A 24,393-nucleotide genomic window follows, 5' to 3' on the forward strand; every position below is an offset into this window, starting at 1 on the left:
ATTATAAATCTTGTAAATTTTCAACTATAAATAAAAACTCTATTCTCTGATCAGTCTCAATAACAGATATATTTAACTCAGATTCTGTTGGTTTTTGAAACTTTGAAAAATATAATATCGTGTACAAATGTCGGCTAATTATTTTTTTTATTAATTCTTTAGTAATGTCTGTGTGGTTATTAAAATCATTCAAATCAAAAATCAAGGAAAATTTAAAATTATTACTGATTTCTAACTTAACTTCAATATTTAATCCTAGCAATTCGTAGGTAATAGACTTAAAGATATCAGTACTTGATTCAATGCTTGCAAAGTTTTTGAGACCATCAACAATAATATGTTCATTATTCTTTAAAAATTGCTCTAGTTTATATCTCTTTATTCCGACTAATTCACATTCAAACTCATATTTATCTAGTGTATTTAAGTGTTTAAATAACCCATATTTAATAACATAAGATCTAACTTTCAGCCCTAAGCTCGTATGGTAATTGTAGTACAACACAAGGAGTTCATCGTCTGATAATTGTGATCGTATAAGTTTGAAATATTCGCTTTTTTTGTATTCATCTATATTAGCAGAATCTACCAAAACCATTAGTCGATAAAGTGTTTTAAAATATGGAGAAAGTTTATCTTTATTTTCATTATAAACTTCAAGATACTTTTCACAAATTATATTAATAGATTTACCTATACTATCTTCATCTAATTGAGTTCCTTTTAGTTTTTCTGTTAATGTACCAAAATAATTTTTTGATGGGATCAAATGATTTAAAGAATTTTTCAATTCATTAAATATTGATAAATATGAAAAAAAACTAGTATCAAATTGTTGAGCTTTTGCTATTCCTGATTGCTCCTTCATTTCTCTATTCTGTAATTTGTAAAGGTTAGTCTGCTCCATAATTAGTTTTGTTTGTTCTTCATAAACTTTTCTCGTTTCAATAAGTTCTTCTTTTTGATTCTTAAATTCAATAACCTGTTGTTCCAGAGCATCAGTTTGTAATCCTAGATTTTGCTGATTTATATTGATGTCCTTTCTTTGTTCTTTCAATGCAACATAAAATAAAATCACCCCAGCCAAAGAAAATAAACTTCCAATAAAACCTCCAATAAAATCCCCAAACTGTCCCATAATAGCCTCATCGAAATACCATTCAAAGTACCAACTACCAAAAAGAATGTATAAAAGAATTGTAATTGCAATGGTTATTAAACCAAAAATGCTTAATATTTTACCTGTTTTTTCAGAAAAAAATGCCTCTTTTCCATCAGGTTGGTTTATTATATTACTCATATACTTTAATATAAAATGTAAGTGGTTAATTTTTTAAAATATCAAAAGAGTTCAAAGTTTAAATGGTACTTTGAATCAATTGTAAATCAATATAGACACATTCAAAATGTCTACTGGCAATACGAATTTAGAATACTTAGAAGAATCAAATAAGACATACTAAGCTATGTAATGATTATGGAATATTTGCTTGCATTTTTATTTAATTAGGGAATTATGATATATTAGTTTATTACAATATAAATTCTTTTTTATTTTTTAATTATATTCTATTAATAATAAAGTTAAAAAATATGCTCATTCAAGAACGGCGTAATTTAATGTTTTTTATTTATTAATTCAAAAAAATTGCTTTACGGAAATCCTTTTTTTATATACTAATAATTTTAGTATTGTTTCCAAATACTACTCTACTTTCTGAAGTCTCTTGATTTCGGAGCAAGTTTAATTGAAATAATCCTATAACCAACTCAAAGCATCACAACTTTACTCAACAAAAAAAATAAAAACCACCTATGTCTTCCTAATTGCACTCCTCGTAAGAAAGATATAATTAAACATACAAAACGTCGCTGCCGCCCCAAACGTATGCCATAAAAAGTGGGTTCCGAAACTGAACCATTCCCATTTATCAGCGATACGGAAGGTCAGTGCAAAAACAAACGACAATAAAGCAAAGCCTACCCATTTGCCGGCTTTCCATTGGGTATACATCAGGTATCTTAATACTGAGAAAAGCACCAATGAGGCCATGATTGCATAATTGACGTTGATAAAAAGAAAAGTGTTATATGCCAAAATCCAGTTCCTCAAAGCGAACATAAGTGCCAGATATCCCAGAACCATTGCAACCGCATAATACCATCTGGTGCTCTGGGCTATAAAATAAAATCCGGCAGACAGACAGAGTAACATAATGGGCAGCCAATCCATCATGATGAACACCGGCCATTGCCTGAAAGAATGGTAAATAGTTCCCCCAATGGCCCCAATATATAATAAAACCAGGCAATAGGTTAAAAAAGGATATTCTTTGAAATTACCCTTCATTTTAAGGGTCCAGAAAATGGCTATAGCTAAAAATAATACAGCGGTAATTGCATTCAACGGCTCAGGGAATAACTGCGCCATATCGGTTTCTTTATATAATAGGCCTCCGTCCGGAGGTAATAGGGGTATCGGCATTGTATTTTTATATTATATACTGATTACAGCTATGAAGACCCAGAGAAGGAGACAGAAAAGCGCTGAATTGCATAACCTCATTGAATCACAATCAAATTTTTTGTGATAGAATATTTACTGATTATACAGCCTGAGAATCTCCACCAATTCGGGTATGGATCGTATTTTCAGCTTCTCAAACAACCTGTTTTTGTAAGTGCTGATCGTTGATGAATGGAGATTCAGCTGATTAGAGATTTCTTTGAGGGGAAGACCTTCTGCAAGCTTACTGGCAATTTGTAACTCGCGGTCTGATAACGTTTCAATGGGAGAATTTTTGGCAGCACCAGTTAAAGATTCTAAAAAAATCGCTTCTTTTATATTATCACTCACATATCGGCCCTTATTGAGCATCGCCGTTAAAGCAGTTTCAATGACTTCACTGGAGCTTAGTTTGCTTAGATAGCCACCGGCACCCATTTTTAGATAACGCATTCCATACAGCTCTTCGTCCTGCGAAGAAAATATCAGAGTTTTTAATTCAGGTTGGTGAATTTTTATGTAATCTATTGCCTCCTGAACAGTACCATTAGGCATATTAACGTCCATAATGGCCAGATCGAATTCTTCTTTCTGAATTAATTTGTATAGCGATTTATAATCTTCTACTTCTGAAATGACGGCATCGGGTATTAACCGTTTGATTGTTTGTATCAAACCCATCCGGACGATACCATGATCATCTGCCACAACAATACGAATGTTTGCTTTTAAACCCATTATTCTATAAATTTATGTAAAAAAAGGGAAACCGTGGTACCTTTATTTTCAGCGGAAATGATCCGGATGTTTCCATGCAGTAAGGATATAAAATTTTTTACAATTTTCAAACTTAATCCAGCTCCTTTCTCGCCCGCAGTTCCCAGGAATACGGGATTACCATAAGTATAGATCGCAGGTAAATACTTCTCATGTATTCCCGTTCCGAAATCAATTACAGAAATTACAACCTGATCGCCTTCTGTAATTTCCTGCAAATAAATATCCTGCCCCGGAAAGGAATATTTGACCGCATTGTTAAAAATTTTGTCTAAAGCATATTTGAGCAACAGCCGATCGCTGGTAAGAAATGCATTGTGATCTCCTTTAAAATAAAATTTAATGTTTTTTTCTTTTAATCTGGCAGCGTATTTTTCTTCTAAATAGTGAAAGAGATCCATCACCATGATTTTAACGGGCTTAATGTTGAATTCCCCGTATTGTGTTTTTAACCAGGCAATGCTGTCCTGGGTAGTTTGCAGATTCTTCCGGGCATCGCGTTTTACCTGCGGCAACAACTTAAAAAAATCTTCCTCACTTATGGTCTTTTGCTCCAGCCCTTCTATAAGCCATAGAAAGTTTCCAAACAGTTCTTTTGAATCATGAGACAATATCGAGATCAGTCCGTTCTTGAAATTGATTTCGCTTTCCAGTCTTTCGATTTTCAATTGTAGTTCTTCGTTGATAAAATCATTCATAAATTCAGTATCATGGTTTTAGAAGCTGCTTGAATTATTTATTTTGAAAAAAGGCAGAAAAGGTTATATCATTTAAATTCAAATTAAAACATATAGTTCAGACCTTTCTTCCAGGAGCTGGCAAGTTATAAAAAATATCATATTAGTAAAAAGAAAAATTAAACAGGATTTATCCGAAATAATAAATCCCCTATTTTCTTTAACTAAAAACGGATTTATATGGCATAATATTCCGACAGGCTTCCACCTTGGTAAACTGTTTACTGGCATTACCGACAATGGGTAAAAGATGGAACATGGACAATATCAAGAGATAACTGATCAAATGATGTAAGATAAAAAATAACAGCCTGAAGCGTTAATAATTGATAGCCAGACTACAAAAATACATCTGCAAGTACTGAAAATAAAGGGTTTGATGGAGGAAAACTCATCAAAGGAAAAAAGGTTCCGGATAGAGATCCTTTAGGAAATCTTTTGGACAGTTTTGTGTTTTCGGCCAATTGTGGAGATGGAACCAGAGCCATAAAACATTGGTTGAAATGTACTCACAAAACGAAATACGGAAGCTTGAACACAGACTTACTCTTCCATAAAATACTCATGGTACAAAGCTCCATAATCTATCAATACCGTGCTGATCCTGCGATTGATTATTGCTATTAAAGCACTCCATAGGGAAGAGCTATTCAGAAAGTGTTGTTAAATGGCCGTAAAACTATAATAGACATTGATAGAGTAAGTGGTATTTTCCTTCCCTACCAAACTTTGGGCACCTGCAGGTGGTATGGTGTATCTTATGTTCAATCCCCGGTCCAGAACCGGCGCTCCGTTAAAAAGTATTTTTTGAGGAGTTTTGGATAAGGGAGCATTTACAGAACTTCCATCCACACCAATTTGTAATATATTGGAATTGATATTGGTCTGCAGACCGCCTTTCTTGAAGTAATTTTCGTCCGATTTTACATAGAGCTCAAAATTTTCATTATTGGACAGCATAATTTGGTTGGGAATCATTTGTGACTGGCCATCGGTGTAGTGGGCAGCGGTATTAAAATTGAAGTTTACATTACGCCCGGAACTTGGAATGGTAATCTCCGACAGAGGAAGTACCTTCAACTGAACAGCTGTATTTTGCAAGCTGTTTATTGAATTATCTGTACTTCCGGCATTGAAGTTCAATTCAAACGTATAAGTTCCGGCTTCAAAAAAGAAGTTTTTAAAATCTTCTGCAGACACATAAAGCTGAGGAATGAAGCTACTTCTGTTTCCGGCTACAACACTGAAATTAGCAGCGGAAAAATTCTGAAAATCGGCAGATAAGGCTTTGGTCGTGAGTCCAGATCCGTTACTTCCCAATTTAATGCTTCCTATATTTCTGGTTCCCGGAACACCTTTAGAGGAGGTAAACTGAATGTTTGTGGCAGCAGCTTTCGCCCAAAAATTAAAATCAACCGTATGTGCGATTTCCGTATTCCCCAAATCCCAAACCTTAGTGCTTGTATTGCGGTAGTCATTCAAAGAAGAAATTTCTATGTATTTTGTTAAAGAGCTGGTAATCCATCGTATAGATGAAGGAATCACTAAAATTGTTTTAAAATTATGTGGGGTAAAGTCATTATAATTCTGAGTGATATCCATAGAGTAATTTCCGGCCCGGAAGGCATTGGCAGTAAATTGTGCAGCAGGAATTTTAAATGTAAAATTGATATTTCCCCGGTTGAATCCTCCTCCGAGACTGGTTGATGGCGGTTCAAACCATTTTATAGCGCTTGTACTGAACGACTGAAAACCTGGTAAATAACCTGTTAGTCCGGTATATGGCAGCTGCCCGCCCATACTTTCCAACTGCCACAGAAGAGTGGTACCGGGTAAAGTAAGTGAGGAAGAAGAATGAGTAAAATTTGGTCCGGAAACAGAGGTAAATGTAGGAGCTGTTGGAAGTAATCCCAAAAAGGCATAATCCCAGTTCGTTCTGTTGGCGTTCGTCATTACCCTTGTAGGTACTGAGGTAAATTCGCTCCTGTTAAAAATATTATTTTCAGGAACTGACAGGTACACATCCTGAGCTTTCGTGACTGCAGACCCGCAGAACACGGTAAAAATTCCTATTAGAAAAGCCCTCATCGTTTTCATACTTTTAAATTTAAAACTTTTTCACCTTAATGGTGGTGTCTTTCTTCTTATATTCAAAAACCACGGTTTTCGAATAACCTTCTTTTGTCACCTGAATAGTTTGGGTGGGTTGTGTATAGCTGTATTTGTCATTTTCAATATAGAGGTCATATTTTCCTTCTTTCAGGAAAAACTCAAACTCATTTTTCTGGTTAACTACGGCAGTATAGATCGTACCATCCTCACTTTTTGCATACACCACGATTCCTGTCACATCCGTTTCCACAGTATCGTAGGCTTGTTTGATCTCTGTTAGCTTCCCGCTTACCCTGATGTTTTTTACCAAGCCCACTTTGCGGTTAATATTGTTATGTACCATAATGACAGGATCCATCATCAACCGGGCACCCGCACTTTCGTTCACCTTCAGGGTGTAAGTACCTTCAGGAACATTCTGAAAAACTACTTTTCCATTCTTATCCGTCATCGCTACATAATTGTCCAGTTTTATAATTTCATTAGCAAGTACCGGTTCACCTGACTCCAGAAGTCCATTGGAATTTTTATCTTCAAAGAACTGGAAAGCCACTTTATGATTTCCGAGAGTCGTAGCTGCAGTAAAATATTTTTTAATCCCCACTCTGAACTGGTAATAACTGCCACTGCTTGCATATTCAGCCGTAGATTTATAACCGGAAAGATTAAAATAACCTGTGGTGGACCAGGAAGGTGAAATCTTATATTCCAGATTACCGGCAATATTGCTGTTTAAATTCTTATAAAGTTCCGAATAGAAGGTTCCTGCTGAAAAAGATCCCGTCAGATTATGATTAAGCATCTGGAAATTATACGAGGCGTATACATTGTAGTTGGCGAAGTTACGGTCTGCATTGTAATAAGAATTTAAATCAAAGACACTGATTGCGTTCCATTGGGCTGTTCCGTTGAGGGAGAATGACTTGTATCTGTAAGATAAAGTTGCTTTCAGACTGTTGAACCAGTCCGGTTTATTGTTCTCTTTTGAATAAGAATATTCCGCTGTCAGGTTCAATCCGTGGGCACCTAATGTAGTGCTGATATTGGCTTCCAACCGGTATGAAAAAAGTTCCTGCGATATGTAAAAATTAGCTGTTTTTTGCTTTTCAACCTTTGGAGAAAGTAGAAAATTCCACTTCTTTAAAGAAAACTGATAACCTAATCCCAAAGCTTCTGTACTGTTGAAATAATAACGTAAATTAGAGGTATTCCCAGGTTGGATTGGCTCACTCTGGAAACTAAGGAACTCAGGTTCTACCTGCGAATTCTGATATTGTATAAAAGCACGCTGAGAAGCAGAAAATTGACGGCCGATCCGTTGATTTGAGAAAAAGGATCCCCGTTTGATCCCTGCATAACTTTTGGTGGCAAAAGAATTGACAGATTGGATATCCCATTTCCCTATTTTCCCATCGTAATTAGCTCCCATTGAAGCTCCTGCGTTTTCATCTTTGTTCACAAGGCCTTTTTCGTGGCTAAGGCCCACCTCCGTGCGAATGGTATGTTTATCGTTAATTAACAATGATGTTACCGCGTTAGCTACCTGCGTATCTACGTTAAAGCGCGGATCATGGTCGAAGATATAAGACACTTTCCCATTGAAAGATTTAGCATTCCCAAAACCATATTTTGCACCCGCCATGGTAGATCCTTTTGTTTGTTGGAAATAGGTGCCGTACAAGTTATAATTATTTTCCAGCGCAAGAACTTCAATCTGATTATTTTCACCAAATTTGGTAGAAACTTTCCCGCCTCTTCCGAAAACCGGGTAATCGTAATCGTTGCTATTAACATTTCCTACCCTTAATACTGTATTTTTTCTCTCCAGTTCCAGCCAGGTATCATACAGGTTATAACGGCCGTCCAGATAGTAATCCGCACCAATATTGAAGCGTGATTTCAAATTTTCAGTCATCCGGAACGCTGTGTTTCCCCTCAATTGGAGAAAGTTGAAACCTGAACTGTTTTCATTATAGCTAATTTCCGCAAAATTACTTCCGCTCACCGCTTCGTTTCCCCGGGCAATTTGTCTGTTGTGTGACAAAACGACCAGGTAGAGTGTGTTACTTCCCACGATTTTATTATCAAGCAGGTCTGTGACGATCGCATTAATATTAAATTCCGGATAAATTGTATTCTGTTTTCTGACCGCAATTTTGATCTCAACCGTTTGTTTTTCTAATCCTTCCAGAGACACGGTTTGCTGTTTTGGCATCATTTCCAAACCATCAGGAATGGATTGCAAATCAATCTTAACGGTTCGTTTACTATACCCTTGGTTTTCTACAGTCAGCAGAATTGAGGATTCGGGTATAGCAGGGTTAATGAAATTTTCGTAGGTAGCCGTATAAATTGCGATATTTTTGTTCTCTCCTTTAGCAACGAAGAACGAGGCGCTTTCAGTTCTGGTGACCGTTGGGGTGGCGTACGAAACCTGGAATTGAATCTCATTGGACCTCAGTTTCATAAAATCCAGGTTGGCGATCAGTTTCACTGGAAGATTTTTAGACAGACCCGCACCTAAGGTAAAGTCATTATTGGGATAGAAAAGCAATCCCGGATATTTTTCCTGAGGTATGATATTCTGAATGGTAATCTCTTCAGAACTTTTATTCTCAATGACCAGGAAATTAGTAAAAGTAGAACCCTTCTCAACAGCTATACTGTCATTTTCAAAATGAATTTGGATATCCTTCTTTTCCTGCGCAAAGGCCAACGAAAAGTGCAGAAGAACAAATACAAAGAATAAGATTGTTCTTCTCAGGACTGATATCGATATTCCATTCTGTGGTTTCAAGACTTAATTTTAAAATTTAAAGTTTTTTTCTCCTACACGTAAATCATTGGATTCTGCCATTTTAACAATAGCCACGCCGAGGAAGTTCCCTGAAATGTTCTCCGGTAAAGAAAACTGAACAACCTGATTGGTATCCGGAAGCATGGAGATTGAAATTGCAGGCAATTTTATTTCCTGACCACTGTCTTTATTGGTTAGTTCAAATTCAACGGTGGCATCATTGATGGTGTTTCCGTCATTATGGATACTTACTGCGACTTTTCTGTTTCCTGCATTCTCATTATTCACCTCTGAAATATTGGTAATATCCAAACTTTTCACATGGTTTCCAGGTGGAGTATAAAAGATGTGAAGCCCCACCTCAAATAAAGTGATAATACCAATACCATTCTGAATACGTGCCTTATCTGCCTGCTGAGGAAGCTGGGTGAAAAACAACATGCTGTTCGTAACGGCAGATTGTGATGCGTTTGCCGGAATCTGCATGGTTACTACAATCTCCTTTGTACTTTTCGCAGGAACTGTTACAGTGTTTTCTAAGGTGGATACCCAGGAAGCATTGGAAATTTTTGAACTGCCTACTTCAAGATAAACCTTATTTCCGTCTTCTTCTCTAACCCAGTCTTTATAGTTGAGATTAAAAACATAATCCTTATCCGAGCTGTTTTGGAGCGTGACCGTCTTTGTCACTTTTTCTCCTGGATTGCCAGTGAAAAACAAGCGTGTAGGCGACATAGAGATACTTTGTGCCAGAATTGAAGAAGATCCTGTGAGGATAAAGAAAATGAAAAGGTAAATAAACTTGTGCATGGTGTAAATTGTTTAATAATAAAGATTCCCAAAACTACTGAAAACGCAGCAAAAGGAACCTTTACAAGCGAAAAACTTTATTATAAAACAGTTGCCGTATAAGTTACTGTTTGCGTATAAGTTCCGGCTGGTTTACCTAAAATATCAGAAGATGATGATTTTGCCGCCGGAATAGTATAGTCCAGGTTAAGTGTTAATGCACTTCCAAGAGGAGCATTGGCTACTAAGGTTTTTTCTCCTGCAGATAAAACCACATCGGTTTTTGTTCCGCCCATATTTCCGGGAGCTGCTGCAGCTTTGATGGTTAAAACATCTACAGGGATTGAGTTTAAACCATTGACGAAAGTCGGGCCACCTGCTTTTACTTTAACATTAAAGTTCTTCGTGGAAGTAACTTTTAAAGAATTGGCTTTAGTAATCGTCTGATCAGAGTTATAGTCTGCTGCAGTAACATAGTTAAAGGCAACTGTACCACCAATTGCAGCACTTCCTGCGTCGATAGAGATTACATCGTTCAGGGTAATGTTTACGGTTGTGGTTGCGGTTGTATTTTGAGCTTGAATATTATTAGTTCCTAATATCATTGCTCCAAAAGTTAAGGCTGTGATTACGATTTGTTTTGTCATGGTAGTAATATTTAATTTTTATTCTTGTTTAATTGTTCCCTTTGAACATTACAAATCTACAGCGGCGATAAAAGTTTCTTTGTAGTGGAAAAAGGAAGTTCATGTAGTAAAATAACTACAGGATTACGCATTGGGTTTAAATAGAAAAACCCTCAATACTAGAAAGTGCTGAGGGCAGATATAATGATGTGTTTTTTTATTATAAGGCAGTCGCGGTATAAGTTACTGTTTGCGTATAAGTCCCGGCTGGCTTACCTAAAATATCAGAAGATGATGATTTTGCCGCTGGAATGGTGTAGTCCAGATTCAATGTTAATGCACTTCCAAGAGGAGCATTTGTAACTAAATTCTGATCCGTTGCAGATAGAACTACAGCATTTTTTGTCCCGCCCATTGTTCCGGCAGCTGTAGCTGCTTTGATCGTCAGAACATTTACAGGGATTAAGTTGGTTCCATTCATGAAATTAGCACCCCCTGCTTTTACTTTAACATTAAAGTTCTTCGTGGAAGTAACTTTTAAAGAATTGGCTTTAGTAATCGTCTGATCAGAGTTATAATCTGCTGCAGTAACATAGTTAAAGTCAACCGTATTACCAATTGCAGTACTTCCTGCATCGATAGAGATTACGTCGTTCAGAGTAATGTTTACGGTTGTAGTTGCGGTTGTATTTTGAGCTTGAACATTGTTAGTTCCCAATATCATTGCTCCAAAAGTTAAGGCTGTGATTACGATTTGTTTTGTCATGATAGTAATATTTAATTTTTATTCTTGTTTAATTGTTCTCTTTGAACACTACAAATCTACAGCGACGATAAAAGTTTCTTTGTAGTGGAAAAAGGAAGTTCGTGTAGTAAAATCACTACACGGTTTATTCATTTGACTTAAATAGTAAAACCCTCAACACTTTCTAAGCGTTGAGGGTGTATATAAATTCCTGTTATTTCTATTATAAAGCTGTCGTAATATAAATTACCGTTTGCGTATAATTTTTCTTTAGGTTTTCACAAAAAAATATTTATAGGTTGGCAAATGTATTGTCATTGTTATTTAAGTGTATATTAGTAATATAACGCAAATAACTAATACAGTTTAATTTGTTATTGTAATAATGCACCAAGCATTCAGCAAACTACTTTCATAAAAGCAAGTATTAATCGCTTTTTGAGATTTGATAACTTTACGGTTAATAAATTTACTGAATGTTTGGTGTGATGTATTAATTAGATTTAAATGTCCAAAAGCATAGATTCTACCTTACAGATGACAGATACTTATTCCCGGATTTTGAATTTTATCTATATCGGTACAATACATACAAAATCAAAGGCCTCCTGAGGAAGCCTTCGAAACACCAAATCACAAAATATTAATATGAAAAAAATTAACTTATAAAGCTGTTGCAGTATAAGTTACTGTTTGAGTATAAGTTCCGGCCGGTTTACCTAAAATATCAGAAGATGAAGATTTTGCCGCTGGAATAGTGTAGTCCAGATTCAATGTTAATGCACTTCCAAGCGGAGCATTGGATACTAAAGTCTGATCCGTTGCAGATAAAACTACAGCGCTTTTTGTTCCGCCCATTGTTCCGGCAGCTGTAGCTGCTTTTATCGTCAGAACATTTACAGGGATCAAGTTGGTTCCATTCATAAAATTAGCACCCCCTGCTTTTACTTTAACATTAAAGTTCTTCGTTGAAGTAACTTTTAAAGAGTTGGCTTTAGTAATTGTTTGATCAGAGTTATAGTCTGCTGCGGTAACATAGTTAAAATCAACCGTATTACCAATTGCTGTACTTCCTGCATCAATAGAGATTACATCGTTCAGGGTAATGTTTACAGTTGTGGTTGCTGTAGTATTTTGAGCTTGAACATTGTTAGTTCCTAATATGATTGCTCCAATAGTTAAGGCTGAGATTACGATTTGTTTTGTCATGATAGTAATATTTAATTTTTATTCTTAGTTAATTGTTCTCTTTTGAACATTACAAATCTACAGCGGCGATAAAAGTTTCTTTGTAGTGGAAAACGGAAGTTCATGTAGTAAAATCACTACACGGTTTATTCATATGATAAATAGAAAAGCCCTCAATACTTTTTTAGTATTGAGGGCTTTTCTATTTTTAAAAATTGGTATTTACTTACAATGCGGTGGCAGTATAAGTTATCGTTTGCGTATAGGTTCCCTTAGGTTTTCCCAGAAGTATGTTTGACGCTTTTTCAGCTGAAATGTAATAGGCAATATTTAAAGATTGTTTTGCCCCTGGACTTGCATTACTTACTAGGATTTGATTGGTTGTAGATAAGGTGACCTCATTCAGGGTTCCAGTTAAACTTCCGCCCGGTATTGCTTTTACCTGTAATATATCTACTGGAATTACGTTTGCGCCACTTACGAAGTGTGTCCCTTCAGATTTTACTTTTACATCAAAATTTTTGGAGGAAATAATGACTAAACTATTGGGAACGGTCACATTTTTTGCTGAATTATAGTCATTTGTGTTCCCATAATTAAAATCTACAGCTCCTTCTGAAGCAACAGAGCCAATGTCCATTGCAATAACGTCCGACAAAATAATATTTACTGATGTGCTTATCTGCCCTGAATTTTGGGCCATAACCTGTTTGGTTCCTAAGGCGATTGCTCCCAGAGACAACGCAGCGATAAAGATTTGTTTTTTCATGATTAATAAATTTAAAGTGGTGTATAAAATATTGTCATTCAGAACTAATTATAAATCTAATAACATTATCCGATATCACCAAGTTTTTTTTCATTATTAATCACATATTGTTGTAAAATTTACAGATATTTCAAATTAAAATTAATTATTATCACGATATTACACCAAATATAAGCTAATATAGATTTATCGCTAAAATCATAGAATCAGCATATGTACTCCAAGAATAATTAATCAAGTTAACAGTAGCGTGACACTTAAGGAAATTGTTGAATCGTCAGCTAACTGATGTCGGAAAAAAACATAACTTAAATGCTATTTAATCCCTTCAAATATTATCTATATCTTCTAATAAATGATTTGAGTCCTGTTATGTTCACAATTGTGTACTATTTTTCCTTTACCAAATCCTGCATTCCGTAATAATTGATTGCTTTTTCTTTAAGTGGATTGGTACTCCATTCTTCCCATTCACCTGTGTATGGATCATATCCACATTTTAAAGGTTTTGAAATATCTAAACCTTCAAAATTAGTATGAGTTTTTTCTGTATAAGCTCTGCAATCTGTACAGATATAGCGAAATTCACAGTCTTTGCAAACTTCTATGCTATCTTTGGTTAGGTTCCAGTATTTTTTGAAATCAGGATGGGATAATGTTTCTTCCAGGGTAATATCTTTAATATTTCCAAAACTTTGAGGCATGGAAGGGCAGTTTCTAATGTTACCATCAGAATCTATAGAAATTTTTTTGTAGAGACAGGAGTTGTGGTTGTGGGATAAAGTATACGTTTCGAGATTAGAATTAAAATATTTTGAAGAAATCAATCCGCAGCTTTTTTTGTTTATGATTTTATCTTCAACATAAATTATCATTCTATTCAAATATTTATCTTGTTTATTTTCGTTACATCCAAAATAAATCAATCTAAAAATTTTATCATTTGAATTAATAATGTTTTTATTGAGTAATCTATTTTCTGATTTCATTTTATAAGGTAAGATTATTTCAATACCTTTTAAAGTTGTATCAGACAGACTATTCAAAAATCTTAAAAACATATTTAAATCAATGACATCATAACATCTGATTTGTAATTGTTTTACTCTATTTGTATCAATAAATTTTGCAATTTGAACTGAATTTTCAAGAAAAAAAGATTCTTTGCTTACATCAATTATTATACTGGAAATTGGTTCAGCAACCTTATAATTTAAATTTAAAGGAATTAATTCTTCTATGATCTGGGTATCCATAAACCCTATTTCATTGGCCAATAAAAAATTTAAATAATCTTTTAAGTATTTTTCATTTTCTTTTCCATAGCTTTCATAAATTTCTTCAATGGAAAAATTGGGAAATTCTTCAGTAAGTAAAGTATATAAAGAATTTGGAATCAGGTAATAATTATTTCTTTGTACATCACAAATTATACTTTTTGTATGCCCATAATTTACTAAGCAACAAGCAAATCTATTAAAATAAGTCATCTTATATTATCGTCTAAGGGAGTTTGATTTTGAAACATATTCCAATATTTCTTTTCTAAAATTAATTTCCACACAAGAGGTTAGAAATAAAACAAATAATATTATGTTTCACGATTAACTGATAATTTTAGATATAACTATTCTGGAACCTTCAACAACATAACCTCTCGTTTGATACAAATCTGAATTAGAATACATCATTGCCGGAATATCACCCATTTTTTTATCTGATAATTCCTTTTGTATATTCCAGTAAGGAAGAGGAAGTTTTTTATTTTTTAATTTTGTTGTTATTTTCTTCATAATTTTTTAATATATATAATGACATTTGTTCTTCTAAATGATAATTACATGGTTTGGAAACCATTCCAAACTGCCCTACAGGATTTATTTCAAGAAAATAATATTCTTCATCTGTTGAAACCAGCATATCTATCGAGCAGGTTTTCAGATTTAATTCTTTAACTAATTTTTTTAAACTTGATTCTATATGTATTGGTAGTTTATAGGGCACATTTCTGTTACTTTTTTTAAAATTATAATTTCTAAAATCGACCTTGGTTTTATGATCATTCTGAGAAAATATAGCCATAGAATAAAAAACATCGTCTATATAGAATATTCTAAGTTCAAATTTTTTATCTATTTTACTTTGAAGTTTGGTAGGAAAAATATGGCCATCTTTTTTAATTTCACTTACTTCGCTTGTATACATCATATAATGAGAATCATCATCAAAAAGCGTTACAGCATCACTTATAGGCTTTGTAATCAGATTTTTATCTGTTGCTAATTGGTTAATAATCTCTATTTTGTTAGTTATATAGGTGTCTGGGATATTTAGACCATGCTTTTCAGCAAGTTTAAGAGTTTTCAGTTTATTTAAGCTTTCACTGTATTTATTGATCCAAACTGAATTGTCTAAAAACGATTCTAAAAACCTGTATATTGTTCCTAATTCGGATAACAAATGATTTTGCAGGGTTTTATTATTATGAAATTCATCAAAAATTTTAGGTTCAATATTTATAAAATCTTCATCAAAAGTGCGTCTGAACCAAATAGTATTTACAATTTGATTATCTATTTTTTGATTATTAAAATTAAATTCGGAATTGGAAATGTCAATATAAAAGTCTTTATTTAGTAAATCATCACCATTTATTCTAACTATTACTTCATCGTCTTTTTTATGATGATACAACCAGTTTAAAACATCATCTGTTGTATTCTCACCGTAATTTTTACTAAAAATAATTATCATAATGTCAAATCTTAAAAATTAGGCTATTTGTAGTAAAATACAAATAGCCTATTTTAGTTTATCCTGGATTTATATCTGTTTGAACAGTGTCAGTAACATAATATGTTCCGTTATAGGTCCTGTCAGGCCCATAAGTATAAGGATCAAAACCTGTTACCGGACCTTCTGGTCCTCCTCCTTTTACTTTTTGCATTTTAAATTTTTTCAGCTTTAAGCTTTCTAACTTCTTTTTCATAAAAATAATTTTAAAAATTTAATAATAGGTTTCGTCATACAAACCCTGACATGGGTTGATGCTGATCAGCGTTTTATATTTTGTACTGTACACATACAAAAAGACACTTTTCGGTGTCATATTTTTCAAATGTATCAAACATAATTCACACAAAAAAGCAAAAATTATAGCTTTTTATAGCCCTTTATTTTGTGTTGAAAAAAATATTGTATACTTTAGTTTCACCATATTTTTCACAAAACCATGAACAAAAAGTTAATTGCTGTACGAAAATCAAGAAAAATTACGCAGGCAGATATTGCAACTTATCTTAAAATAAGCCAGACTCAATATCAAAAAAGAGAAACAGGAAAAATTAAAATTTCTGACCAGGAATGGAAAGATATTGCCAGGCTGCTGGATGTTTCTGTAGAAGAAATTTTTGAAGAATATCCCAGCCAGTATCTTGTATTACAAAAAAAAATAGAACTCTTAAAACTACAACTGAAAGCACTAAGCCTGGAGAACAATATTTAGAATTTTTGCGCCATTCTATTATTTGCTGGCAGCAATTATTACCTCTGCTACTTCCTGTGGATGGGAAATAAATACAGCATGGCTGGCCCCTTTAATTTCAGTGATTTTTGTACCGGATCTTTTATACATATTTCTTAAGATAACCGGATTAATACTTTTATCAGCCGTTGGTACAATTCCGAACGCAGGTTTTGTATGCCAATCTGCGGTTGTTACCACATCTGTAAATGATGATCCCAGAATCGGTTTTTGGGAATGCGCCATAAATTCAGCCTGCTCATGGCTAAGATCAGCAGCGAATCCCTCATGGAATTTATCCGGATCATAGTACACAAAGCCATTAATGTCAGGAGGTAAAATACCCGCTTCAGGAAGCCCGGGCTGAGAAGAAAACCATGTATCTGTAGTTTCGCCCTTGTCCGGTTGAAAGGCAGTAACATAAACTAATGATGCAACGTTGGCATGCGAACTGGCTTCGGTAATGACGGTGCCGCCCCATGAGTGTCCAACAAGAACAGCCGGACCATCAAGCTTATCTAACGCCCTGCGGACGGTTGCATTATCATCTTTCAGGGAGGTTAATGGAATCTGTGTCACTGTCACGTGATAACCGTGTTTTGTTAAAATATCATATACGCTTTTCCATCCCGAACCATCAACAAATGCCCCATGTACAAGCACTATATTTTTGATTTTTGCATTGGTTTCCTTTTTCTGTGCACTCATTTTGTTAAGGCCAAAAAATACAGCCAGTAAAACTAAAACTGAAAGTTGAATTTTCTTGATCATGATTATATTAGATTATAGTTGTTGAAATATGAATGTTACCTTTAATTGCTTTTGAATAAGGACAGGTCTGATGGGCAAGTGCTACCAGCTGTTCCGCTGTCTCTTTATTGACACCCGGAAGACCGACAAACAACCTTGCCTGTAAAAAATAGGCATCCCCCAACGTTCCTAAATCCACCTCAGCATCTACATAAGTTTCTTTCGGCAGCACTGTAACGAGTTTTTTTGCTGCCAGTCCCAATGCTCCGATATAACAGGCTGACCATCCCGCGGCAAAAAGCTGTTCAGGATTAGTTCCTTTTCCGTTTGATCCCGGAGCGGAAAGCAGGATATCCAGTTTTTCGTCGCTGCTTTTTGAGCTTCCTTCTCTTCCGCCTACCGTGCGGGTTTTAGCTGTGTACAATACGTTTTCGATGTTATTCATTTTTCTGTTATTTTTTATTATTGATCATTTGATATGGCAAAGTTGGCTTAATTCTGAACGCATTACAATGGATAGATTTCCCTTTGAATTGTACATTTTCTCTTAAACTCTTTGCTTTGTATTGATTTTTAATTGGCTGAATTTTGAAAATTACCTGTTAGTTTGAGTCATTTATTTTCTGATCTGAGACATGGAATCTGCTTCAATAATGGCATCTGCAAATGCTTTTGGAGCTTCTTGCGGTAAATTATGCCCTATTCCACCTGTTATCGTGTGATGGGCATATTTCCCTGTGTATTTAGATGCATAACTTTCCGGGGCGGGAAATGCAGCTCCGTTTGCATCGCCTTCCAATGTAACTGTTGGGACTGTAATTTCCGGAGACCGGGCCAGTTTGGATTCAAGCACATCGTATTGCTTTTCCCCTTTGGCCAATCCCAGACGCCAGCGGTAGTTATGGATTACAATATCAACATGGTCAGGGTTATTGAATGCTCCGGCAGAGCGTTGGTAGGTCTCGTCATCAAAAGCCCATTTTGGCGACGCAGTCTTCCAGATCAATTTATTGAATGCTGCTGTGTTGGCTTTATAACCTTTATATCCTCTTTCAGTTGAAAAATAATATTGATACCACCATAAAAACTCAGCATTTGGGGGAAGAGGTTTTTCGTTTGCCTTTGGACTTCCAATGAGATATCCGCTAACAGCAACCAGGGCAGTGCAGCGCTCAGGCCATAATGCTGCAATAATATCCGCTGTTCTCGCTCCCCAGTCAAAACCGCCAATAATTGCCTTATCTATTTTCAGAGCATCCATAAAAGAAATGATATCCAGTGCTACAGCGCTCTGCTGACCGTTGCGTTTTGTATCGGGAGATATAAAAGTGGTAGTTCCGTAACCCCTTAAATAAGGTATTAAAACCCGATACCCCTTTGCAGCAAGTATAGCAGAGGGTTCCTCAAAACTGTGGATATCATATGGCCATCCATGAAGAAGGATCACCGGTTTCCCTGTTTCAGGCCCTACTTCTGCATAACCTACCTCCAGTAGCCCTGCCCTGATCTTTTTTGTGTTCTGGAAAGCTGATCTTACAGCATCATTTTCCAGGCTTTTTTCCCCAGCGGTATAGGTCTGTGCTTTTAAAGATGATAATCCTGTTCCTGTAAAAATAATCAGCAATAAAGTGACAAGCACTCTTTTACTAAAATTTAATGTTGTATTCATGATATTGATCTTTTGTCAGGGTAAAATTATTTAAAAACAGAAACGATGGGAAGATCAAATAGCCTGAACAGGTCATATTGAACCTTGAAAACTGATTTTTGGAGGTTAAATCAGACAGTGATTCATTCGAAAAGGATTCAGCTTTATATGTATGAATTGGTAATCATAAGGATTTAACATTCAGTTATCTTCCTTAAATGAAATGCTATGCACTCAATTTATATTCATGCTATATGTGAAGTTAGAAGCAATTACAAATACTTCAGTCCTAAGTGTTGGCGGAAAATCTTACACAACCATCAATCCATTAATCGATTTATCATTATATTTAATTAAAATAAAAACGGCATCTTTAAAAAGATGCCGTTATATAAACTTACTTGTTAGGTATATTATATGGAATAAAACGATCCCATTCCCACGGTGTAAAGGTATCGCCGATCAATTTTTCCAGCAATTCCTTAAATATTCGCTCACCATTTCCGCTGTTACACATGATGACGATAGCTATTCCTTTTTTAGGGAAACTGATACTGTAATTACGCCAGCAGTCATCATGGCCGCCTTTAAAAAATGCGGTTCCATAAGGGGTATTGATAACGCCCCAACCTAAGCCATATGACAGTTTAATTTTATCATCACGATGGGTGGTTTCGTCGAGCATGGTTGGAAATTCATATAGTGAGCGAATACGAATCTGTGGCTTTAACATTTCCTTAAAAGTTTTATCACTCAGTCCTTCACGACGCAGGACATACGAAATAAAGCGAGAATAATCACTTATGGTAGTAAGCATAGATCCAGCTCCCACAGCCTTCCGCGAACGGACTTTGCCTCCAGCGATTCCATCTTCATCATAACCAATGGCAGAGTTTGCTTCAAATTCAGTTTGCCAAAGATAGCTAGTTCTGTTCATTTTAGCTGGCACAAACAGCTCTTCACGTGCTATCTTTTCGAGATCTTTTCCCAGATATACTTCCTCAATGCGCTGTAGCAGTTTAAAACCTTCACCGGAATAAGCATAGCGGCTTCCAGGCTCAAAATATAATCGGTTCACCAGGGTTGTATCCCGTATTCCGGTCTTAACATTCATCCACCAAACATTCGGTAAACCTGTAGTATGGCTCAAGCACATTCTCGGGGTAATTTTCTTCCAACGTTCATCTTTTTCGAGTTCCTCATAGTTTCCATACTGACTCAGTGGCTTTTTTAAGTAGTCAACCAAGGGCTTATCAAGATCAATGAGACCTTTTTCTGCCAACTTCATATTTATATAGGCGAAAACAGCCTTACTAAAAGAAGCGCCGTACATCACTGTGCTTGTATCCAACGGGATGTTCTTCTCTTTATCTTTGAAACCATAGGCTTTTTGATAAGCTACCCGGTTATTGTTTATTACAGCAAGCTGCAGCCCTTCCACTTTGGCAGCTGTCATCAAGTGTTTAACAGTGCTGTCAATTTGTGAAACGGATAATGAAGACCCATCGAGGCGTTTTATCAAACCGGTTTGTCCTAAAACTGTTATGCTTTTTACGCACATTAGTATTATAATCGCTTTAGCGTAAACGGATTGCTTTTGTAAATTAAGTTTTTTCATGTTTATAAATTTTAAAGATTTATACTTATTAGTTTTTATTTTTTTGCTGCCAACATAATATGGGGGCTGAAACACAGCAGCTCCCGATCTTTTTCCGTTAAGTTAATTATTTCCAGAAGTTTATTTCTTTTTTTCATTTCTGCCCAGCTTTCAAAAAAATTACTGTCCAGCCAGGCGATTCCCTCCACAGGTAATAAATCAAGCTGTTCAAATCCCGCCATTTTAAACTCATCCATTAAGTCAGAGGGTCGATGACAGAAACCTTTCGGAAGCATTAACGGATAATTTTCCGGAGGGAAGTGATCACCGGACCGTAGTTCGCTAATGCACATGGCAAAGAGCTCTTGATCATGGATAAGACCACTTTGTAGAGTCGCTATTGCAGATGCCGAATGAGTTATGGCAAACCCTAAAAGAATACCCTCTTTTTTTAATATTCTTTTAGCTTCTTTAAGTGCTGCCAAACGTTCGTCCAGATGTTGTAAATGATAGAGAGGCCCATGAATAATGACCAGCTCCTGGCTCAAGTCTGCTAAAGGTAATTTACGGGCCTCCCCATGTAGACATGTGAACTGAAAACCTCGCGTTGAGCGTCTTTTTGCCTGTTCAATGTGTTTTTTTACAGGGTCAATTAAGGTTACGTGATGCCCCATTCCCGCCAGCCACTGTGCATAATGGCCGGGGCCACCGCCTACATCTGCAATGTGAGACGATTGATTGAGGTAACGGTTGATCAATATTTTAGTGCGTTCAAATTCTAGCGGACCTAAGCCTATGGAAAGTCTATTTTCTTCTTGCCTTTTAGTGTAAAAGCTATCGATTGAAGGATCTATAAGATTCATATTGTTTCATTAAAGTTAATACAAGTTTTTGTTGACCGGTCCTGGAAAAGACCGGCAATAATGACGTCGAATGCGTCTGATAATATTTAAGAAACAATTTTAATACTGTAAATATAAAAATTTCAAGTGTATGGAAATCTTCATATTACAAAAATTTTGATTACCGGATAGTAATGAAAATAATATATAGTTCCTGAACGTTAAAATTTGTTAACTTCAACTGTTATTTAATAATTCTTTTTGAGATTTGATCTGAACATAAAACATATTAATATGAAAAATTTAAAAAAGCTTAATAAAGCAGAATTAAAAACAATTGTTGGAGGTGCAGATTGTACCAGGCTATGTTTTGTAAATGATAAATTAACATGCGTTCCATATAAGTCATGTGGTGGACCCGGGCTCGAACCATAAAAAATTAAAAATTGTTTTTCAAGCATACATTTCTAAAATATTTTTAATATCAATAAAAAAGGTGTTTGAATAACATCCCGTTGAGGTCACACAAAAAGCGCAAATTTCTAAATTTGCGCTTTTTGTTATTCCTGCTTTTCGCTTGCTTTTTTAACGGCGGCCTACAACAAATTTGTGCAGTTTTACTTTCTCTGTTGAGCCATCTTTTTTAATTTCTACCATCTTACTGAGCATCTGGTCATAATTATTTTTAAAATACTGCTTCTCATAATAATCTGTATTCCCCTCCGAACCTACATATTGGTTATCATAACCCGAATATTGCCATGGAAAATAAACTTCCAGATAGTACTTTCCGGGTTTCATATGGTAAAAAGCAAATTCCCCTGCGCCATTGGACATTGCTTCCAGCCTGTATTTCCATGCCTGCGGACTCAGATAGGCAAATTTTAGCCTTTTAGGATCTTCCTGCTTCCTGAGCTCCAGGAAATCCAGCAGGTATGGGGTAACCGGCATTAGATATACTTTCAGGTTGCTGCCATAAAATGTTTTTGCCCCATCTGCAGGCGGAAGTGTTAAACTTATTCTGCCTTTGATTGTACTATTCCCTTCATCCAATGAAAGCTTGGCCGCGTTTGAATCAAACGGAACAGAAGATTTTAATTTAACAGTATCATTGGTGCTTGTACGGCTGTTTTGTGCATCCACTTTACCTAAAATAAAAAAGGTCAGTAAAAGCAACAGATAGTTTTTAGTCAAGTTTTTCATAAGTGTATTTTTTAATTAACCTAAAATAAAGGTAGACAATTTTTAAATGTCATTTACGGAACAAACAGATTGAATGTCAAACTGATAACATGCTTTAATCTGTTTGACATACTCGTGGACGAAACTCTGAAAAACAACAAACAGGAGAACAGAAACTAAAAAAATCAATCGCTGATGTAATAAAACTTACTTGTAAATCGTCTTTATACTGAAACAGATAACCAGAAATAAAAATGAAAAAAATACATCTCATCCTGCTCATGTCATTATCGTTGAATGTCTTTTCACAAAATGTAAAGGATAAAATAAAATCATTTGAAGATAATCTGCTGAGCTGGGATCAATCGAAAACTAAGAAATGGACCTTAAAAGAGAGAATGGCTTTCTACAATATGAATGCGGTAAGCATTGCAGTTATTAAAGACTATAAAGTAGAATGGACAAAAGCATACGGCTATGCAGATGTTGCTGAAAACAGACCGGCAACCACCCAAACATTGTTTCAGGCTGCATCTATCAGCAAATCTATCAATAGTCTTGGTCTTTTGAAGTTGGTTGAACAGGGAAAATTAGGTTTGGATGACGACATCAATAATTATTTAAAAAGCTGGAAATTCCCATACGATTCGGTTTCAAAAGGAAAAAAAATCTCCATTGCGAATCTTTTAAGTCATAAAGCAGGGTTGTCTGTTCATGGTTTCGGAGGGTATCAAAAGGGAAAAGAGTTGCCTACAATCATACAGGTTCTCAATGGGCAAAAGCCTGCCAACTCTCCGGCAGTACGGTCTGTTTTTGAACCTAATCTTAAATTTCAGTATTCAGGAGGGGGAACTACCATTTCACAATTAATCCTTGAAAATACAATAGGAGAAAGATACGAAGAGTATATGTTGAATAACATTCTTTTGCCTTTAGGGATGAATGAAAGCTCCTATAACCAGCCGCCTTCCCAAGGGAAAGAAAAATTATTGGCAACAGCTTATAACAATGGAAAAGAAGTACAGGGCAAATATCACGTCTATCCTGAAAAAGCGGCAGCCGGTTTATGGACCAACCCAAGTGATCTTGCAAAATATATCATCGAAACACAATTGTCTTTATCAGGAAAATCAAATAAAATTTTGTCCAAAGAAATGTCTGTAAAGAGAATTGAAAATAATTACGGTGTATTTCTGAATGATTTCAAAGGCACAAAATACTTCGGGCACAGCGGTGGAAATGAAGGTTTTGTTTGCTACTATATTGGAAGTGCTGAAGACGGAAATGGTCTGGCTGTAATGACTAACGGAAATAATTTTAAATTAATCGAAGAAATTCTTTTAAGCATTGCCAGTTTGAACCACTGGAAAAACTACCCCATCGAACCTCAAAAAGAATCTATTGGCTTAACCATCAGAAAAGAATGCTTAAAAAACATTGATAAAGGAATTGCTTTGTATAAAGATCTCAAAAAGAATAAGCCTGACGAATACAATTTCTCCAATGAAAATGAGCTGAACGAATTGGGCTATGAGTTCCTAAGAAACGGTCAATCAGATGCTGCACTTAAGATTTTTGATCTAAACGTCAGTCAGTTTCCAAAGTCTGGAAATGTTTATGACAGTCGTGGGGAAGCTTATTTTAATAAAAAAGAATATGCCCTGTCAAAGAGCGATTATCAGAAATCACTGGAACTTGATCCAGCCAATAGCAATGCAAAGGAAATGATTTTGAAAATCAATCAAATTACATCCACCAGCAAATAGTATCAGATATTAATACACTTCAATGTACCCAATATTATT

Annotated in this window: 24 protein-coding genes; 3 read left to right on the forward strand and 21 right to left on the reverse strand. The window is 35.3% G+C overall.

All coding sequences use genetic code 11. The annotated features are described in order from the left end of the window. Position 1 precedes the first annotated feature (1 nt). The 15 genes from ACM40_RS05870 to ACM40_RS20515 form a co-directional block, all read right to left on the reverse strand. On the reverse strand, positions 2 to 1,300 hold the full coding sequence (locus ACM40_RS05870; protein WP_048501908.1) for a putative phage abortive infection protein: 1,299 nt from the start codon (positions 1,298 to 1,300) through the stop codon (positions 2 to 4). 513 nt (positions 1,301 to 1,813) lie between these two features. Next, complete coding sequence (locus ACM40_RS05875) at positions 1,814 to 2,485, reverse strand: hypothetical protein (protein ID WP_048501909.1); 672 nt, start codon at positions 2,483 to 2,485, stop codon at positions 1,814 to 1,816. A 114-nt stretch (positions 2,486 to 2,599) separates the two neighbouring features. Next, the gene (locus tag ACM40_RS05880; protein ID WP_048501910.1) at positions 2,600 to 3,244 is read right to left on the reverse strand and encodes a response regulator transcription factor; all 645 of its coding nucleotides are present in this window, start codon (positions 3,242 to 3,244) and stop codon (positions 2,600 to 2,602) included. Next, entirely contained in the window at positions 3,244 to 3,981 is a 738-nt protein-coding gene (locus tag ACM40_RS05885) for a sensor histidine kinase (RefSeq protein WP_048501911.1), read from the reverse strand. Before ACM40_RS05885 ends, ACM40_RS05880 begins: the two co-directional genes overlap by 1 nt. Before the next feature lie 702 nt (positions 3,982 to 4,683). Continuing rightward, on the reverse strand, positions 4,684 to 6,117 hold the full coding sequence (locus ACM40_RS05890; protein WP_048501912.1) for a hypothetical protein: 1,434 nt from the start codon (positions 6,115 to 6,117) through the stop codon (positions 4,684 to 4,686). A gap of 10 nt (positions 6,118 to 6,127) precedes the next feature. Then, entirely contained in the window at positions 6,128 to 8,929 is a 2,802-nt protein-coding gene (locus ACM40_RS05895; RefSeq protein WP_228376147.1) for a hypothetical protein, read from the reverse strand. A gap of 9 nt (positions 8,930 to 8,938) precedes the next feature. Beyond that, complete coding sequence (locus tag ACM40_RS05900; protein WP_228376148.1) at positions 8,939 to 9,739, reverse strand: Fn3-like domain-containing protein; 801 nt, start codon at positions 9,737 to 9,739, stop codon at positions 8,939 to 8,941. A gap of 80 nt (positions 9,740 to 9,819) precedes the next feature. Beyond that, entirely contained in the window at positions 9,820 to 10,365 is a 546-nt protein-coding gene (locus ACM40_RS05905; protein WP_048501914.1) for a hypothetical protein, read from the reverse strand. 199 nt (positions 10,366 to 10,564) lie between these two features. After that, complete coding sequence (locus ACM40_RS05910; RefSeq protein ID WP_048501915.1) at positions 10,565 to 11,110, reverse strand: hypothetical protein; 546 nt, start codon at positions 11,108 to 11,110, stop codon at positions 10,565 to 10,567. A 642-nt stretch (positions 11,111 to 11,752) separates the two neighbouring features. After that, entirely contained in the window at positions 11,753 to 12,298 is a 546-nt protein-coding gene (locus ACM40_RS05915; RefSeq protein WP_048501916.1) for a hypothetical protein, read from the reverse strand. Between the two features lie 205 nt (positions 12,299 to 12,503). Then, positions 12,504 to 13,046: a hypothetical protein gene (locus ACM40_RS05920; protein WP_048501917.1), complete on the reverse strand. Its 543-nt coding sequence runs from the start codon at positions 13,044 to 13,046 to the stop codon at positions 12,504 to 12,506. Positions 13,047 to 13,435: 389 nt separating this feature from the next. After that, positions 13,436 to 14,536: a grasp-with-spasm system SPASM domain peptide maturase gene (gene gwsS, locus ACM40_RS05925; protein ID WP_048501918.1), complete on the reverse strand. Its 1,101-nt coding sequence runs from the start codon at positions 14,534 to 14,536 to the stop codon at positions 13,436 to 13,438. Between the two features lie 114 nt (positions 14,537 to 14,650). Further along, positions 14,651 to 14,839 (reverse strand): hypothetical protein, encoded by a 189-nt coding sequence (locus ACM40_RS05930; protein ID WP_048501919.1) that lies wholly within the window; start codon positions 14,837 to 14,839, stop codon positions 14,651 to 14,653. After that, a complete protein-coding gene (gene gwsG / locus ACM40_RS05935; protein WP_048501920.1) occupies positions 14,808 to 15,800 on the reverse strand; it encodes a grasp-with-spasm system ATP-grasp peptide maturase in 993 nt (330 codons plus the stop codon). The genes ACM40_RS05930 and gwsG overlap by 32 nt, the downstream gene beginning before the upstream one ends. Positions 15,801 to 15,858: 58 nt before the next feature. Further along, entirely contained in the window at positions 15,859 to 16,035 is a 177-nt protein-coding gene (locus ACM40_RS20515; protein ID WP_165579281.1) for a hypothetical protein, read from the reverse strand. Positions 16,036 to 16,278: 243 nt separating this feature from the next. On the opposite strand from ACM40_RS20515, the gene ACM40_RS05940 reads away from it, so the two are divergent. Next, positions 16,279 to 16,551: a helix-turn-helix transcriptional regulator gene (locus tag ACM40_RS05940; protein ID WP_053077099.1), complete on the forward strand. Its 273-nt coding sequence runs from the start codon at positions 16,279 to 16,281 to the stop codon at positions 16,549 to 16,551. A gap of 18 nt (positions 16,552 to 16,569) precedes the next feature. Here ACM40_RS05940 and ACM40_RS05945 read toward each other — a convergent pair whose 3' ends face one another. The 5 genes from ACM40_RS05945 to ACM40_RS05965 form a co-directional block, all read right to left on the reverse strand. Continuing rightward, the gene (locus ACM40_RS05945) at positions 16,570 to 17,340 is read right to left on the reverse strand and encodes an alpha/beta hydrolase (RefSeq protein WP_048501921.1); all 771 of its coding nucleotides are present in this window, start codon (positions 17,338 to 17,340) and stop codon (positions 16,570 to 16,572) included. A gap of 7 nt (positions 17,341 to 17,347) precedes the next feature. After that, positions 17,348 to 17,764: an organic hydroperoxide resistance protein gene (locus tag ACM40_RS05950; protein WP_048501922.1), complete on the reverse strand. Its 417-nt coding sequence runs from the start codon at positions 17,762 to 17,764 to the stop codon at positions 17,348 to 17,350. Positions 17,765 to 17,935: 171 nt separating this feature from the next. Beyond that, on the reverse strand, positions 17,936 to 18,988 hold the full coding sequence (locus ACM40_RS05955; RefSeq protein ID WP_048501923.1) for an alpha/beta fold hydrolase: 1,053 nt from the start codon (positions 18,986 to 18,988) through the stop codon (positions 17,936 to 17,938). Positions 18,989 to 19,364: 376 nt separating this feature from the next. Further along, the gene (locus ACM40_RS05960; RefSeq protein ID WP_228376149.1) at positions 19,365 to 20,585 is read right to left on the reverse strand and encodes a serine hydrolase domain-containing protein; all 1,221 of its coding nucleotides are present in this window, start codon (positions 20,583 to 20,585) and stop codon (positions 19,365 to 19,367) included. A gap of 35 nt (positions 20,586 to 20,620) precedes the next feature. Next, on the reverse strand, positions 20,621 to 21,427 hold the full coding sequence (locus ACM40_RS05965) for a class I SAM-dependent methyltransferase (RefSeq protein ID WP_048501924.1): 807 nt from the start codon (positions 21,425 to 21,427) through the stop codon (positions 20,621 to 20,623). 273 nt (positions 21,428 to 21,700) lie between these two features. Here ACM40_RS05965 and ACM40_RS20360 point away from each other — a divergent pair, with 273 nt between their 5' ends. Then, positions 21,701 to 21,841, forward strand: coding sequence for a bacteriocin-like protein (locus tag ACM40_RS20360; RefSeq protein ID WP_117614858.1), 141 nt, complete (start codon positions 21,701 to 21,703; stop codon positions 21,839 to 21,841). 150 nt (positions 21,842 to 21,991) lie between these two features. Here the strand turns inward: ACM40_RS20360 and ACM40_RS05970 are convergent, their stop codons facing one another. Continuing rightward, positions 21,992 to 22,609: a hypothetical protein gene (locus tag ACM40_RS05970; RefSeq protein WP_048501925.1), complete on the reverse strand. Its 618-nt coding sequence runs from the start codon at positions 22,607 to 22,609 to the stop codon at positions 21,992 to 21,994. 233 nt (positions 22,610 to 22,842) lie between these two features. On the opposite strand from ACM40_RS05970, the gene ACM40_RS05975 reads away from it, so the two are divergent. Continuing rightward, on the forward strand, positions 22,843 to 24,354 hold the full coding sequence (locus ACM40_RS05975) for a serine hydrolase domain-containing protein (protein WP_053077100.1): 1,512 nt from the start codon (positions 22,843 to 22,845) through the stop codon (positions 24,352 to 24,354). The last annotated feature ends 39 nt before the right edge of the window (positions 24,355 to 24,393 follow it).

The sequence above is a fragment of the Chryseobacterium sp. BLS98 genome, assembly GCF_001045445.1.
In the GTDB taxonomy this organism is placed as follows: domain Bacteria; phylum Bacteroidota; class Bacteroidia; order Flavobacteriales; family Weeksellaceae; genus Chryseobacterium.

Bases quoted from the DNA above. Each gene is read 5' to 3' on its own strand.
- ACM40_RS05870 (WP_048501908.1), bottom strand. From the start codon at position 1,300: ATGAGTAATATAATAAACCAACCTGATGGAAAAGAGGCATTTTTTTCT.
- ACM40_RS05875 (WP_048501909.1), bottom strand. From the start codon at position 2,485: ATGCCGATACCCCTATTACCTCCGGACGGAGGCCTATTATATAAAGAA.
- ACM40_RS05880 (WP_048501910.1), bottom strand. From the start codon at position 3,244: ATGGGTTTAAAAGCAAACATTCGTATTGTTGTGGCAGATGATCATGGT.
- ACM40_RS05885 (WP_048501911.1), bottom strand. From the start codon at position 3,981: ATGAATGATTTTATCAACGAAGAACTACAATTGAAAATCGAAAGACTG.
- ACM40_RS05890 (WP_048501912.1), bottom strand. From the start codon at position 6,117: ATGAAAACGATGAGGGCTTTTCTAATAGGAATTTTTACCGTGTTCTGC.
- ACM40_RS05900 (WP_228376148.1), bottom strand. From the start codon at position 9,739: ATGCACAAGTTTATTTACCTTTTCATTTTCTTTATCCTCACAGGATCT.
- ACM40_RS05905 (WP_048501914.1), bottom strand. From the start codon at position 10,365: ATGACAAAACAAATCGTAATCACAGCCTTAACTTTTGGAGCAATGATA.
- ACM40_RS05910 (WP_048501915.1), bottom strand. From the start codon at position 11,110: ATGACAAAACAAATCGTAATCACAGCCTTAACTTTTGGAGCAATGATA.
- ACM40_RS05915 (WP_048501916.1), bottom strand. From the start codon at position 12,298: ATGACAAAACAAATCGTAATCTCAGCCTTAACTATTGGAGCAATCATA.
- ACM40_RS05920 (WP_048501917.1), bottom strand. From the start codon at position 13,046: ATGAAAAAACAAATCTTTATCGCTGCGTTGTCTCTGGGAGCAATCGCC.
- gwsS (WP_048501918.1), bottom strand. From the start codon at position 14,536: ATGACTTATTTTAATAGATTTGCTTGTTGCTTAGTAAATTATGGGCAT.
- ACM40_RS05930 (WP_048501919.1), bottom strand. From the start codon at position 14,839: ATGAAGAAAATAACAACAAAATTAAAAAATAAAAAACTTCCTCTTCCT.
- gwsG (WP_048501920.1), bottom strand. From the start codon at position 15,800: ATGATAATTATTTTTAGTAAAAATTACGGTGAGAATACAACAGATGAT.
- ACM40_RS20515 (WP_165579281.1), bottom strand. From the start codon at position 16,035: ATGAAAAAGAAGTTAGAAAGCTTAAAGCTGAAAAAATTTAAAATGCAA.
- ACM40_RS05940 (WP_053077099.1), top strand. From the start codon at position 16,279: ATGAACAAAAAGTTAATTGCTGTACGAAAATCAAGAAAAATTACGCAG.
- ACM40_RS05945 (WP_048501921.1), bottom strand. From the start codon at position 17,340: ATGATCAAGAAAATTCAACTTTCAGTTTTAGTTTTACTGGCTGTATTT.
- ACM40_RS05950 (WP_048501922.1), bottom strand. From the start codon at position 17,764: ATGAATAACATCGAAAACGTATTGTACACAGCTAAAACCCGCACGGTA.
- ACM40_RS05955 (WP_048501923.1), bottom strand. From the start codon at position 18,988: ATGAATACAACATTAAATTTTAGTAAAAGAGTGCTTGTCACTTTATTG.
- ACM40_RS05960 (WP_228376149.1), bottom strand. From the start codon at position 20,585: ATGAAAAAACTTAATTTACAAAAGCAATCCGTTTACGCTAAAGCGATT.
- ACM40_RS05965 (WP_048501924.1), bottom strand. From the start codon at position 21,427: ATGAATCTTATAGATCCTTCAATCGATAGCTTTTACACTAAAAGGCAA.
- ACM40_RS20360 (WP_117614858.1), top strand. From the start codon at position 21,701: ATGAAAAATTTAAAAAAGCTTAATAAAGCAGAATTAAAAACAATTGTT.
- ACM40_RS05970 (WP_048501925.1), bottom strand. From the start codon at position 22,609: ATGAAAAACTTGACTAAAAACTATCTGTTGCTTTTACTGACCTTTTTT.
- ACM40_RS05975 (WP_053077100.1), top strand. From the start codon at position 22,843: ATGAAAAAAATACATCTCATCCTGCTCATGTCATTATCGTTGAATGTC.